Source organism: Vibrio intestinalis (assembly GCF_025195085.2).
Classification (GTDB): domain Bacteria; phylum Pseudomonadota; class Gammaproteobacteria; order Enterobacterales; family Vibrionaceae; genus Vibrio; species Vibrio intestinalis.
Window position 1 is genome coordinate 128,989 of sequence record NZ_JANAVY020000008.1, and the last position, 14,271, is coordinate 143,259.

13 protein-coding genes and 1 pseudogene are annotated in these 14,271 nt (G+C 44.3%); 8 read left to right on the forward strand and 6 right to left on the reverse strand.

Features of this window, described 5'->3' with window-relative positions; all coding sequences use genetic code 11:
- The first annotated feature begins 22 nt into the window (after positions 1–22).
- Positions 23–1,486: a sodium:solute symporter family protein gene (locus tag MU515_RS12625; protein ID WP_260260782.1), complete on the forward strand. Its 1,464-nt coding sequence runs from the start codon at positions 23–25 to the stop codon at positions 1,484–1,486.
- 28 nt (positions 1,487–1,514) lie between these two features.
- Here MU515_RS12625 and MU515_RS12630 read toward each other — a convergent pair whose 3' ends face one another.
- Positions 1,515–2,456, reverse strand: a complete 942-nt coding sequence (locus MU515_RS12630; protein ID WP_260260800.1) for a helix-turn-helix transcriptional regulator — start codon at positions 2,454–2,456, stop codon at positions 1,515–1,517.
- Between the two features lie 357 nt (positions 2,457–2,813).
- Between MU515_RS12630 and MU515_RS12635 the strand changes: the two genes are divergently transcribed.
- The 3 genes from MU515_RS12635 (at position 2,814) to MU515_RS12645 (ending at position 5,523) form a co-directional block, all read left to right on the forward strand.
- Entirely contained in the window at positions 2,814–4,046 is a 1,233-nt protein-coding gene (locus MU515_RS12635) for a serine/threonine protein kinase (RefSeq protein ID WP_260260783.1), read from the forward strand.
- A 145-nt stretch (positions 4,047–4,191) separates the two neighbouring features.
- Entirely contained in the window at positions 4,192–4,698 is a 507-nt protein-coding gene (locus MU515_RS12640; RefSeq protein ID WP_260260784.1) for a flavodoxin family protein, read from the forward strand.
- 18 nt (positions 4,699–4,716) lie between these two features.
- Complete coding sequence (locus MU515_RS12645) at positions 4,717–5,523, forward strand: arylamine N-acetyltransferase family protein (RefSeq protein WP_260260785.1); 807 nt, start codon at positions 4,717–4,719, stop codon at positions 5,521–5,523.
- 90 nt (positions 5,524–5,613) lie between these two features.
- Here the strand turns inward: MU515_RS12645 and MU515_RS12650 are convergent, their stop codons facing one another.
- The 3 genes from MU515_RS12650 to manA form a co-directional block, all read right to left on the reverse strand.
- Complete coding sequence (locus MU515_RS12650; RefSeq protein WP_260260786.1) at positions 5,614–7,008, reverse strand: PTS fructose transporter subunit IIBC; 1,395 nt, start codon at positions 7,006–7,008, stop codon at positions 5,614–5,616.
- Between the two features lie 11 nt (positions 7,009–7,019).
- A complete protein-coding gene (locus MU515_RS12655; protein ID WP_260260787.1) occupies positions 7,020–7,460 on the reverse strand; it encodes a PTS sugar transporter subunit IIA in 441 nt (146 codons plus the stop codon).
- A gap of 192 nt (positions 7,461–7,652) precedes the next feature.
- Positions 7,653–8,894, reverse strand: a complete 1,242-nt coding sequence (manA, locus tag MU515_RS12660; RefSeq protein ID WP_432816146.1) for a mannose-6-phosphate isomerase, class I — start codon at positions 8,892–8,894, stop codon at positions 7,653–7,655.
- Positions 8,895–9,182: 288 nt separating this feature from the next.
- On the opposite strand from manA, the gene MU515_RS12665 reads away from it, so the two are divergent.
- The gene (locus MU515_RS12665) at positions 9,183–10,022 is read left to right on the forward strand and encodes an AraC family transcriptional regulator (protein WP_260260788.1); all 840 of its coding nucleotides are present in this window, start codon (positions 9,183–9,185) and stop codon (positions 10,020–10,022) included.
- A 29-nt stretch (positions 10,023–10,051) separates the two neighbouring features.
- Here MU515_RS12665 and MU515_RS12670 read toward each other — a convergent pair whose 3' ends face one another.
- Entirely contained in the window at positions 10,052–10,828 is a 777-nt protein-coding gene (locus MU515_RS12670) for a PTS sugar transporter subunit IIA (RefSeq protein ID WP_260260789.1), read from the reverse strand.
- Between the two features lie 16 nt (positions 10,829–10,844).
- Positions 10,845–11,150, reverse strand: a complete 306-nt coding sequence (locus tag MU515_RS12675) for a PTS fructose transporter subunit IIB (protein ID WP_260260790.1) — start codon at positions 11,148–11,150, stop codon at positions 10,845–10,847.
- A 195-nt stretch (positions 11,151–11,345) separates the two neighbouring features.
- On the opposite strand from MU515_RS12675, the gene MU515_RS12680 reads away from it, so the two are divergent.
- From MU515_RS12680 to MU515_RS12690, 3 genes and pseudogenes are all read left to right on the forward strand, one after another.
- Entirely contained in the window at positions 11,346–13,214 is a 1,869-nt protein-coding gene (locus MU515_RS12680) for a fructose-specific PTS transporter subunit EIIC (protein ID WP_260260791.1), read from the forward strand.
- Positions 13,215–13,405: 191 nt separating this feature from the next.
- Positions 13,406–13,948: a TetR/AcrR family transcriptional regulator gene (locus MU515_RS12685; RefSeq protein WP_260260792.1), complete on the forward strand. Its 543-nt coding sequence runs from the start codon at positions 13,406–13,408 to the stop codon at positions 13,946–13,948.
- Between the two features lie 78 nt (positions 13,949–14,026).
- Positions 14,027–14,149 (forward strand): annotated as a pseudogene (locus MU515_RS12690) (GNAT family N-acetyltransferase); the annotation flags it as partial.
- Positions 14,150–14,271: the final 122 nt, after the last annotated feature.

Genomic DNA, 14,271 nt, shown 5'->3' on the forward strand with positions numbered 1-14,271 from the left:
GCAATAAGACAAGGATGCAGCAATGAATATAACGCTCAATTGGATATTACTTCTCATCACCGTCGCTGTGATGGTCGCTCTGGCTTTATACAGCAATAAGCTGATGAAAGCTGACGAAGGTGAAGGCGGTTTTCTTCTTGCTGCAAATTGTCTTGGGCCTTTCACAGGGGCTGCAACAATTGTTGCCACAGGTTTCTCAGGGTGGGGCTTTATGGGCTCCCCCGGAGTTGCTTATAAATACGGAGCGATAGAGCTGCTCGGAAACTTCTTCTTTGCTCCAGCCATGGTATTAGCCGTACTGTTTTGCGCGCGATTTCTACACCAAAAAGCACAGGCTATGGGCAGCTTAACCATTCCCGAATATATTGCGAAGAACCATCAAGGTCCTGAGTCAATCAAAAGGCTCACGCAAGGTTTCGCTGCCCTAATTACCATCTTATTGTTGTTAGTGTTTATGATTGGGCAAGTCAAAGCGCTAGGGTTACTTGCAGGTCAGTGGCTAGGTATCTCTCCCACGACGGCATCTTTGATTATGGTGGGTATCATTATCCTGTATACCTCTATTGGTGGGCTTGCTGCTGTGGCCTTTACTGACACCATCATGGTAATCGGGATGTGTGCCTCAGCGGCAATCATTGTCATCACCGTATTTTCAGACATCTCACCGACGGCCCTAATCGACGCTCTCCACTCCATCGACCCGCACTTAGTTGAACCCACTAATTCCGGCCCTTATGGCGCTAGCACTTGGCACGTCTTTTTAGTCTTACCCTATGCTTTTATCTACGCAACAACCCTTCCCTATATGTCCGTTCGCTTCATGGCGCTTGCAAAAACCACTAAGCTTCATTTAATGGCCGCCTACATGACACCGATGGCTTGCTTACTTAGCCTAGTACCACTGGCTGGCTTATATGTCCGCGTGAAAGTGCCGGGGCTAGAGAATGCAGACAACGCAATGCCTATCTTTTTAACCACGTTTCTTACGCCAACCACATCAGCCATCATTACCCTGTTTATTCTCTTTGCAATGAAATCGACCGCAAACTCTGTTCTTCATGCGATCGCAGGCTCAGTGTCACACGATTTGCGCCAAGCGATTTGGCCTAAGTGCCGCATGACGGAAACACAGCTGCTAATTTTCAATCGCACTGCGGTATGGGGACTGGGATTGGTTGGATTTGTCGGCATGCTCTATGCGCCACCATTTATGCTCTCTATGCTGGCCATTCTTGGCTCAGGAACCTTAATGGCAACCTTAGTCGCGCCGATGATGCTAAGTCGTTATATCGAAGGTAATATTTACGCCGCACTCTTCTCGATGCTGATTGGTTTCACATCGGGCAGCGTATTGTTCTTGATGTTTGATATGGGATGGGTAGAAGCGCCTATCTACGCCACGGTGATCTCAAGCATCAGCTACATTGCGATTGCCAAAGTCTTCGCGGCCCAAGGTAAGGCGCATTTTTGGGTTTCCAACAACTAACGATTTAATCCCTTTAAATCAATGGTATCTAGAACACAGAGGCATGTGCATGAAAGTTATCTTTGTCATTGCACTGCCTTTGAACTTGTCCAACGATAGAAATAGAATCATTGATCTCAGAACGCATATCAATATGATCGCTACGATATTTTTTCGGCGTCACTCTGAGAAGGTTTTTAAACTTTGAATTGAAATTGGAAAGCGAAGAAAAACCCACCTCTGCACTAATTGTTGCAATACTCCAATCTGTACTCACTAAATATCTCGCAGCTTGTCTAACTCTCTGCTCAATTAAATATTGTTTGAATGTCACACCTTTATTTGAATGAAAGAATCGAGAAAATGTACTTTCAGCCATATGGACTTGCTTTGATACTTGAGCAACAGAAAGAGGCTCTGATAAATTACCCTCAATATAATCAAGTGCGACTTGAAGCCTATCTTCTGCTTTCTTAGCGGTATTTATTTCTAAATGATCTTCTAATAACCTTACTTTGTTTTTTTCTTTGGCTAATGTATTTAATAGCTCTAAAAAATAAATAACATGAATGAAATCAAATTTATTTTCCATCTGATTAAGTTGATGCCTAACTTCATTCACCACCTCACCGGTGAAAAGAGAGCCCCACTTCGCCTCTTCTAACATTTCACGCACCAATCTAAACTGTACGCTATCAACAAATGTCTGACCTAGAGCATGCAAACGAAAATGCAAAATGTTGTATTGGTTGTTTATTTTAGTCTTTGCGCTGCTTTCAACGGACAACCTAAATGGGTTAAATGGTGCCAGCAAGACAGCATCACTTTTTTTGAGTTTGTATTGTTTGTTCGCCAAATGAAGTGTACACCCATCACTATTTGGTTGGATGAGAATATAATCCGCACCAAAGATCATATGTTGTGATTCTTCTACTTTTTGGAGATCAAATAAATGAAACTCCGGGGTATTCGCCATTATTTTTTGGTTCATCACCTTTAACTCCATGACAAAGAGACATCTTAGAGTTGCATTGAGGTGATTCTCCATCAACTAGAAAAAATCGAAACGTGATTAAAGTCTTGCTGTAATCTAATCTATAGTTTTATTTTTTGAAGCACGCCAATCTAATAGTCATTCATACTTTATAAGTCGCATAATATCCGTCATTTCTGGATAAATATCCACTAATTAAACAAAGCAGATTTTCGCTATTTTCCAGCATTATTTGGCTATTTTGAAATCATTATTTATTTAAAAATAAACCCATAGACAGAAATAAATAATCAAATTAACGATTTTATTAGCTCTATATAAACTAATATCAACTTGTGCTTGAAGGAACTTGCTATGAGTGTTTCAAATGATCTATATCCAAATGCTTCCCTACCTTTAGAAAGAAAAGATTCAGGTGTGCCTATTGTTCGTCCTGGATTACATGTTGAATCTTATAATGACTTTGACCCACTAAAACACGTTATTGTCGGTATTGCTGATAACCAACATATTCCTGAAGCTTGTCCAGCAAGTAATGAAAAAATCCCTGCGGATTCTCCAATGCGTGGCAGCAAAGCTGGTCGTCGTACACAGGAATCAATTGACCGTGCCAATGAATGTCTAAATGGCTTCGCGAAAACGCTAGAAGACCGTGGCATCATTGTTGACCGTCCGGGAGCTGTTGACTGGCACGAACGTATTACCACCCCTGATTTTTCAATCAGTTCAGGTTTTGGTGTTATGCCTCCACGCGACTGCCTGTTAACTATGGGTAAAAGCATCCTGATGGCGCCAATGAGCTTCCGAAGCCGCTACTTTGAATACTTGGCTTACGTTGACTTACTGCGTGAATACTTTGAATCTGATCCTGAGTGTATCATCGAGCAAGCGCCTCGCCCTCGTCTATCAGACGACAGCTTCCGTATGGACTATGTCGCTGCTTACGAAACATTAACTGACGAAGAAACCATGGCTCGCTCACTCAGAAAAGAGTACAGCACCAAAGAGACTGATATCTTATTTGATGCCGCTGACGTGATGCGCTTAGGTAAAGACATCTTCGTTCAACACGGCTTAACAACTAACTTAGCGGGTATTCGTTGGATCAAACGTAAGTACGAGCCTCAAGGCTATCGTGTACATACATTAAGCTTCGAAGATAACCACCCAATTCACATTGATGCGACCTTCTGTCCGTTACGTCCAGGGTTGATGCTATTGAACCCACACCGTCCACTATTTAAAGGACAACGCGATATCTTTGAGAAAAACGGTTGGGAAATTGTTGAAGCTGTGGCACCTGCATGGGATACACCACCACCGCTATGTTACTCCAGCACATGGCTATCAATGAATACACTCATTCTTGATCACAAAACCGTGTGTGTTGAAGCGACTGAAACCGGACAAATGGAACAGTTCGATAAACTTGGCTTCGAAGTTATCCCTGTCGATCTGCGTGATGCTTACGCATTCGGTGGTGGTCTACACTGCGCGACTGCCGATGTATGGCGTGAAGGTAGCTGTGAAGATTACTTCTCAAACCAATTCTTTGGCGCTCATAGTGTTGAGCACTGGGAATACTAGGCTAATATCTCCTTTTTGGGTGGCAACTCTGCCACCCTTTTTTATATCCATTCAAAAAGCGCTTTACCTCAAGCTAGGTTGAGGTTTTATAGTCCTTGCCATTCCATGGAAATAACCGATTTGAAATCTAAAAAAAGGAATGACAATGAAGACCATAATTCTCTTTTCCAGCGCCAATAAGCAAGGTAACACCGCCCAAGCCATCGCCGCTCTTGAAGTTGACCACGCTGTCGACCTGATTGATATTGACCAACTTTCTATCTCCCCTTTCAATTATCAAAGCTACTACCCAAACGATGATTTTTACCCTTTGGTAGAGAAAATGCTCGTCGCGGATAACATCATTTTTGCCTCACCCGTCTACTGGCATGGTGTCACTGCACCAATGAAAGCACTGATCGACCGCATGACAGAGCTACTGGAAGTGCCCGAGCTCAAACCCAAGGCGAGAGCATTGGAGAGCAAGCGCGCCTTCGTATTGGCTAGCTCTGCTAACCCCGAGCTATGCCCTATCTTTTCTGGATTCTTTGAAAGGCTGTTTGCTTACTTTAATATGGAGTTTTGCGGAGCATTACATGCCGCCAGTAGAGACGGCTTTTATGTTGACCAACAGCAGCTTGCGCAGTTCAGTGCCAAGCTAAATCAGGCTTAACCAGTGAGACAACTTAGTATGAATTCAACCGTGCAACAATACTTGGAAAGGCTCGCTGTCGATCGGCAGCTAACTGGCTTAGATTTAGTCACTCACATCATTGAACGTCATTTAGCCACGTTAGCATTTAGCAGTATTAACCCATTGCTCAAACTGCCAACGAGCCTCGAACTCGACCAAATTGGTCAGCGTTTGTTAACCAAACAAACTGGTGGCTATTGCTATGAGCACCATAAACTGCTGTTTGAAACGCTGCAACAACTAGGTTTTGAGGTACAACGGCTTAACGCACGAGTGCTCCTTAAAGCCGATCATGGCCCGAGAACTCACCGCACAACCCTATTGCATTGGCAAGGCCAAGCATGGTTACTCGATGTAGGGTTTGGTATCTCGACGCCAAGAAAGCCAATTCCACTCAATGGTGAAAGCGTGCAGGACAGTGATCGACGCTATTTCATTGAGCCATCGGCGCACAATGGCTTCACCTTGATGTGGCAACAAGATGATCAAGATCCTCAGCCGCTCTACCGCTTTGATTTGGCTGAAGTCACTGAGGCTGACTACCAAATGGGCCACTTTTATTGCTCGCAATACCCAGAATCCGCCTTTACTCAGCACCTTGTCGTCTCAAGGATTACTCACCATCATCGCTACCTGCTACGTCATTTAGCACTCAGCCAAACTGACTTAACAACAGGAAACGTGGAAGAAAGTGAAATAACCGATGCAGAGCAGTTACGACAGGTATTAAAGCAAACCTTCGACCTGAACTTTAGTGAGCAACAAGCGCAAACGCTGTTTGTTAGTCAATATCGAAAAGATTAGGAATCACTAGAAGATTTGGAGCTTTGCGAAGCGAAAAGATAGAGCCCTTAGGGGGAAGGGCTCTAGAGTTAGGAGCTTATTTAAGGTGAGTTATGCGACGACTAATGCCGCTGCGTTTTTCATTGCCTCTTTAGTTGAACATTCAACCACATTGGCGTTATTAAAGCGGTGAGCGTCTTTCACTTGAATATCGTGTGCCAATATTACTAGCTTAGCGTTCGCCACATCCAAATCTGTAATTCGGTTCTGAATACCGTTTTGACCTTGAGTTTCGACCTTGATCTTCAGACCAGCTGCTGCGCCTGCTTTTTCTAGTGCTTTGGCTGCCATGAAAGTGTGCGCTACACCTGATGGGCAACAAGTTACTGCCACGATGTCGTACTCGCCTTCACCTGCTACTGGAGCCGCTTGCACAGGTGCTGCTTGTACTTCTTCTTCAGATTCTTCAACCGCAACTGGTTTCCAGAAGCCAACAATCACAGCCGTTGTTAATGAACCAAGTGCAATACCGACGACATACATTGGGATGTTGCTTGATACAGGCGCTGTGATTAAACCGCCCCATGGTGCGTGAAGCAGTACGTCAGTTAAGAAACCAAACACACAGCCAACAATACCACCCGCAACGATTGAAGGTAGAACGCGCATTGGGTCGTTCGCAGCAAATGGGATTGCACCTTCAGAGATACCGATTGAACCCATGATCGCAGCCGCTTTACCTGCTTCTTGTTCTTGTTTAGTAAACTTCTTCTTGAATAGGAAAGTTGCTAGCGCCATGCCTAGTGGTGGCGTACAAATCGCGATACCAACACCGCCCATTAGCCATGGTTGAGTATCTACTTGAGTTTGAGCAAATAGCGTCGCCACTTTGTTGATTGGGCCGCCCATATCAAACGCAGTCATACCACCAAGAATCGTACCTAGTACTACTTTTGATGCTCCAGCCATAGATGCCAAGAACTCGTTCATTGACGCCATAAACAGTTTGATTGGCTCACCGATACCCCACAATACGATACCCGCAGAGATAAGCGTACCGACTAGTGGGTAAATAAAGTACGCACCCAATGCCGTCATATTGGTAGAAAGTGGGATCTTTTTAAGTTGATGTACCACGCCACCAGCAATAAAGCCCGCAACAATACAGCCAAGGAAACCACCGCCCATATCGGCCATAATGCCCGATGCGATCATCGCTGGTGCAAGTGCTGGTTTGTCTGCAATCGAATAACCAATAAAGCCGCCAAGAATGATTGGGAAAAGAACCAGCCCTTTGATACCGATGTTTGAAATGTCAGCCAGTAAACCATCTGCTGGTACTGCGCCTTTACCCGATGCCATTACCGCTAATGCCAGCAAGACACCACCCGCCACGATGAATGGCAGCATGTGAGAGGTACCGAATAGTAGGTGCCCCTTCATGGTACTTAGGAGCTTTTTAAAATCGCCACTGTCGTTAGTAGCTTGTGCTGTTAGAGTGCTCATAATTTCTGACCTTATGAATTAATTAGAATATCTAGGATCTGAGTTTCATCTTGTGCGTTTTGGATGTTTTCAATAAACGTCTCTTCAAACTTGCCGAACAACTCTTGAAGAACGTAAATGTGGTGGTCTGCGCCGTTATCTGGCGAAGCAATCATGAAGAACAATGTAGGTTTCACACCGTCTTCATCGCCGTAATCAATCCCTTCACGCTTTACGCCAACTGCAATTGCAGGCTCGATCACCGCTTTACTTTTTGCGTGTGGGTAAGCGATGCCATCCATTGAGGTAATGCTCATTGATTCACGAGTCAGGATGTCATCCAAAAACGCCGCTTTGTTGTCGATGCGTTGGTTGTCGAGCAGCATCTGCGCTAACTCTTCAAATACTTCACCTTTTGACGTCGCGTTAAGCTCGCGCTTGATGAGTTGGGTATTGGTTAATTGATTCAGCATGGTTTAACTCTTTTATATTTACTTGATGCGTTAAATTTAAAAGAGAAGTGGCATTTCAGAAATAGTAATAAAAAGTCATCAATAGCAGTTTTGTATCATGGATATTGAAGTGTGATTTATGTCTTATCTAAATATTCATGGCATAAAAAAGCCCCGCCTAATTAAAGCGAGGCTTAATAAATAAAATATCAATTAGTAATAAGCGCGAGCAATTCGACCAATACTAGTAATGTTATATATTTCACTTAATGCGGGGATAAATACTGAACGGCCTTTTTCTATACAACACATTTCACCGTTTTGATGCTGAAGATAAACAGGCGCATCAATCGCAAACAAAATCTCCGCACTCTCCACTTTCATTTGCCGTTCTCTCGGACTAATCAAAATGGAAAACTTGAAGTCGGCAACGGGCACCGCATAGTTCAATGCCCCTTGGTCGTAATGCGGCCTAAGCAAAAGCGAATCAAATGGCGTTTCAACAAAACGAGTGTTTGAGGCTAGCTCTTCCACATCCATGTGTTTGTTCGTCAGGCCTGCGCGCAGCACATTATCTGAATTTGCCATAATCTCCAAGCCTGTACCTTTGATGTAGGCGTGTGGCGTCTCGGCGTCCAAATACATGGCTTCTCCTGGCTCTAAGGTGAGCACATTTAAGATGAGAGGAGCAAACAAACCGATGTCATTCGGGTATTGGCGGGTTAACTCGCCAATCAACGAGCTAAGTGATGATTCACCATTCTCTACAAACATCATAAGATCATGAATAGCTGAATTTTTTTCTTCACCATCTAGGCTTAAGAGCTGCTTAAAAAAGGTAGAAAGCCCATGAGGATTCGGCGATTTAGCGAGATCATCAACAAGCGATTTCAACGCCTTAGAACCGAGTTGCTCAAACAATTGGATAATTTTTGCAATGCTGCGAAAGCCATTCATTGCGGTGTATGGCGTTAGCGCATAAACCAACTCAGGCTTGTGGTTTGGGTCTTTATAGTTGCGGTTAGACGCATTAAGAGGCGTGCCGTTTCGCTCTTCTTGTTCAAAACCTAACTGGGCGCGTTGCTTACTAGGGTGCACCTGAATCGACAATGCTTTTTCAGCGCAAAGCACCTTAAATAAAAAAGGCAGCCCAGCAGATTGTGCAATCGCACGCTCTCCTAACATTGCGCTCGGATTGGAACTGATAACCGATGCCAAACCTTGCTTCACACCATTTACAGAAATTATAGAGCAGCCATTTGGATGCGACCCCATCCACATTTCTGCTTGCGGCTCACCATTTGGATTTTCAATATCAAACAAATCAGTTAATGACGACTTACTGCCCCAAGGATAATTCTGAATGACATTTTCCATTGGTAGAAATACGCTGTCATTAAACGGAAGTTTATTATGGAATGACTCTTCAACAGTCGAAGATAATAAAATAGACATATTGTTACCCAACAATAAGAACAAGATGCCTTTTAGTGTTTATATTTTATTATCTAGGTAGTAGGTAAAATAAAATGCATTTACTAGACAATTAATCCATATACGAATAAATGTGATTTACGCCATGATCCATTTCTCCAGTCATTTTTAGAGCAAACTGTAATTAAAATCGATTAACTGGATTTTTGTAACATAGGGCATGAAGTGTGATCTACAGTGATAGACGCCGCAGAAGTATCATTGTATATCTATCCGCTCTCTATCTTTGTGCCTCTTTAAGTGCGAACTATGAACTTCCAAGTTGTTATTTCATCGGTTTTAGAACAGCGCGAGCCTAACCAAAACATCTGGTTTGCTGGCGACTTTCACTCGCCCCCAACGTTTAGCTATCAAGTTAACTTTCCGAGGCTCGAAATTGTGTTAGAGGGTGAATACATTAATGAAATGGAGACTCATGACCGCAAGGTAGAAAAAATCACCGCCAAAGCTGGGGATGCGTTTTTCATCCCTCCAAACTGTTGGAATAAGCCTGATTGGGAACAAGGTTGCTCAGTGTTAAGTTTACTCTTTGGCCGCAGCCAGCTTGGTTTGAGCTACGTAAGTAAAGTGCGTGGCGAAGCGGGATTTAACGATATTCAAAAGCACAGCCTTCAGACACGTTCTGGTTTCGCGATTGACAACATTTTAGAGGCTCTCACCTCTCTATCGCGTGAAAACAACAAAAAACCGATGGATGAGTTATTGTTGCAAGCGTTGCTGCAATACAGCAATACCATGCTCGACGCCCCTATTGCTGAGCCACAAAATCGAGTCAAAGATCTCTATCAAGGCATTTGCATCTACATTCAAGAAAACTTCCACCGCCCTCTTAACCGCGATTGCATTGCGGCCAGATTCAGCTTATCTGCCAACCATCTATCGCGCTTGTTCAGACAACAAGGCCACATGACGCTTGCCGAGTACATTACGCGAGTTCGTATCGACCGTGCCAAGTTCATGCTGAAAAAGTACAACTTTAAGCTCAATGAAGTTTCAATGCGCTGCGGATTTAAAGATGTGAATTACTTCTGCCGAGTATTCAAAACCCGCACAGGCAGAACGCCTAGTGAATATCGAGGCGCCAACTAACGCCTAACGTTAGCGCTTAACCTAAGTACTTAGATAAGCCGTGAAGTGAGATACATAAGCAGCGCTTGAAGATCGACGCTGCTGCGTGTTTTCTGCAAGCGTTCAACCACATGCTCATTAAGTAGATTGCGTGTCAGTGTGGTGGCCGCGATGATTTGCTCTCGGCTCGGCGTAGTTGGCAGCACAAGCGCAATCGCCATAGTCACCGGCCCCATGCGTGAGTTCCAATCAATCTCATCTTCAGTAGTGATCACCGCAACCGAAACGGCACTAACATGCTCAAACATAACATGAGGTAACGCAACGCCCGGCGCGACACTCGTGGACGATCGTTCCTCTCGCTTAATAAACGACAACAGCAATTCATCAGGATGGTCAGGGTAAACTAACTTTGCCAACCCTTTTAAACATTCAAACCGAGTCAACGGCATTTGAGCTTTGGCGTGAAACCAACGCGTCTCACATTGCGGGCTGATTTGCGGGAAACGCTCCGTGAGATCGGGCGTAAAATCATGGGTGATTTGCGAGCCAACCAAAACGTAATGCTCGGCCACCAAGTCTTTGAGCACAAAGCAGGCTAGCTCAGCATCAACGCCAGTGGCGGTGATCTGCACCAAGTCCCCTGTTTTGAGCGCCACTTGCAACATGGCGACCGACTTGGACAAATCCGCATCTCGACTCTGAGTGATATTGATAATACGCAGATGGCTTTTGAACTGACGGGCTAATCGGCATAGAGGCTGCGCAACATGACTGGTTGCGGATGAATCCTCGACAAAGAAGGTCAGTTGGTACTCTCTATTCATATCGAGGCCTGTTTAATCACACATCGCGGCAGTGCTGAATAAACACCTTCTCCACATTCAGCAGCACTTCTTCCATTGCGATATACACCGTTTTGCTCGGGTCAAAACGATGCGGCTGCTCAATCTCGATATCAGATACAATCAGCACCTTGTCAGCATGTGCTATATCAACCGCTGTTAGCTGATGTTCCACTCCCATTGCACCTTGCGTCTCCACCTTAATGGAAACATTTCGCTTTGCTGCCATTTTGGTTAGCGCATCTGCTGCCATGTAAGTGTGAGCAATCCCCGTAGGGCATGCCGTGACCGCGACAATCTTCATCGTTTTTCTCTTCGGTAAAAAGTCTGTTGTAAACGCAAAACCATTAAATTTTATGAGGAAAACGAAACCAAGTTAAAGCGAGAAATCACACTCTTGCCACTTGGTTACAAAAATCCAGTTAATGGATTTTTATTGCTATATATCGCATGGTTCTCTGTCGTTAGTCTGTCGATAGTTTGAGTAAGAGTTATTGCTATGGACATCACCGACTTCATCGACCTAGATACCATTTGTTTGGACCTAAAAGCCACCAACAAGCAGGAAGTATTTGAAGAACTGGTTGATATGCTCGATAGCACGGGCAAGCTCACCAACCGCACACTATTTTTGGATGCGCTATGGCAGCGCGAATACATCGGTAACACAGGTTTTGATGAAGGCATTGCCATTCCCCACGCCAAAAGCGATACGGTGATAAAACCTTGCGTTGTGATTGGGATTAGCCAACAAGGCATCGACTATGGCTCAGAAACGGAAGAGTCTTCTGATGTCTTTATCATGCTCGCTTCGCCCGGCAACAATGATGAGCATCATATTGAGGTGTTAGCACAAGTTTCGACCAAATTAGTCGAAGATGGCTTTGTTACAAAACTGAAGTCAGCACAAAACGAAACCGATGTTTTAGCGCTGTTCTCAACCATCAATACCACGCAGCACAACTCTGAGCAGCAACAAGATACACCGTCATCAGACGCAGCTATACCGCCCTACTCTTTTCATCTAAGAAGAATCAAACAGCACTTACTGTTTGGCACCTCACACATGATCCCGTTTGTGGTCGCGGGTGGTGTTTTGCTTTCTCTTTCAGTGATGTTAAGCGGCCATGGCGGCCTACCAGAAACAGGCTTACTCGCAGACATCGCGCAAATGGGACAAGCTGGCTTAACCCTTTTTACCGTGGTGCTTGGTGGCTATATCGCCTATTCAATGGCCGATAAACCAGGGTTAGCCCCTGGCATGATTGGCTCATGGATAACGGTTGAACATTATGAAAGCGGCTTTCTTGGCGCAATCATTGTCGGCTTTATTGCAGGCTTTACTATCCAAACCCTAAAACGAATCAAACTGCCCGACAGCATGACTGCGTTAGGCGCGATCTTTATCTATCCGTTGATTGGCACCTTCATCACCTGTGGCGTGGTAATGTGGGGCATTGGCGCGCCTATCGCATACGTTATGGAACAAATGAACCTAATGCTCACAGGCATGGCGGGCTCAGGAAAAGTCTTGCTAGGCAGTGTGCTGGGCGCTATGACTGCTTTTGATATGGGGGGGCCAATCAATAAGGTGGCAACTCTATTTGCTCAAACCCAAATCAACACTCAGCCGTGGCTAATGGGCGGGGTTGGCATCGCCATCTGTACGCCACCACTTGGTTTAGCGCTCGCAACGCTACTATCACCAAAGAAATTTAATCGTGAGGAACGAGAGGCAGGTAAAGCGGCCGGCATCATGGGGATGATAGGTATCAGCGAGGGAGCAATTCCATTTGCAGCCAGTGACCCTGCACGTGTGTTACCCGCGGTCATCGCTGGCGGCATGGTGGGCAACGTGATTGGCTTTTCATTCAATGTCATCAACCATGCTCCATGGGGCGGTTGGATTGTATTGCCGGTTGTCGATGGTGTGATTGGTTATATTCTCGGGACAGTCTTCGGTGCTTTGACCACGGCCATTATCGTTATCTCACTGAAAAAGAACGTCGTGCAAGACAATAGCGGCTTTGATAATCAACCAGTCGGCGATCAAATTACGGAGGAAGGTGTCGCTGACGTTCTCGCTGTAACCGCGTGCCCATCTGGTGTTGCGCACACCTTTCTTGCTGCACGCTCATTAGAAAAAGCCGCAGCGCAGTTAGGAGTTAAAATTAAAGTCGAAACCCAAGGCGCCAACGGCATCTCCAATCGAATTACCGCTAAAGATATAGCTCACGCCAAGTTTGTTATTTTGGCGCACGATGTCGCAGTCAAAAACGCCGACCGCTTTGATGCAATTCAAGTCGTCGACGTTGAAACCAAAGATGCAATCTATTGCGCCAAAGAGTTAGTTTCAAAGACGGTGTAATAGCAATCGGATTTGATTAGTACAGAGAGCGAAACGACTCTGACTTAGAGTCGTTTAACAAGGATTTGGACAAAAACGTGTTTGACCAGCTCTTAGATCCGATATTCAAAATAGGAAAATTTATCTATTCATTTGACACTTGTTAAAACAGTCAATACACTGCATACCAACCGGTCGGTTTTGGTGGTTAAATGAGTAGAAAGCAAAGAGTGATTGAAGCAGCAACTCAGTTGTTTGCTGAACAAGGATTTGAGAAGACACCTATCTCCCTTATCTGTGAAGTAGCGGAAGTTTCAAAGGGTACGGTATTTCATCATTTTAAAAATAAAGATGAAATTCTAAGAGCCGTATTTATACATATCACTGAGCTTATTGAAGAAGCAGATAAGAAAGATGAGCACATTGAAAGTAAAGATCTTTTGCTACCTTCGTTGATTGAATCCATCTTTGACGGGATGACGATTCCAGAACATAGGCAGATGTACCAGTTCAACTTTAATGTGATGGTTCACCCTGTAACACGAGCTATCGTTGCTGATTTAATCAAAGAACGATATCAGGGGTTGCAAACCACTACAGAAGAGGTTTTTCGTACTTTAGGGCACGACAACCCTTCGATAATTACGAAGATGTTTATTGCTGAGATTGATGGTATAGCTATGAACTACTTATTAAATGACGACTTTCCTATTGAATCAATAAAGTTCGAGTTTATTAAAAAATACTGTCGTTAAGCATCTAAAAATCACGTTTGACTGCGTGATTTTTTTAACAAAAATCAACATACCAACCAGTCGGTATTTAAATTAAGAATCGGAGAAAAAATGAAAACACCATATCAAATTCAATACGAGGCATTCGCTAAAGCAGGTGGTCTATACGATGAAAGACATGCAAAGTTATACGCAGAGTTTGCTGATAACCTTATTGCAGATGAAGGGCGCGAACGTACTTTGTTAAGCTGATGTAAAGAGAACTTTTGCTCTATAATCTTTGTCCCACGTAGCCTTATTCATCTTCCTTGGTACAGACACGCTCCCTTCTGACTTCCTGAAGA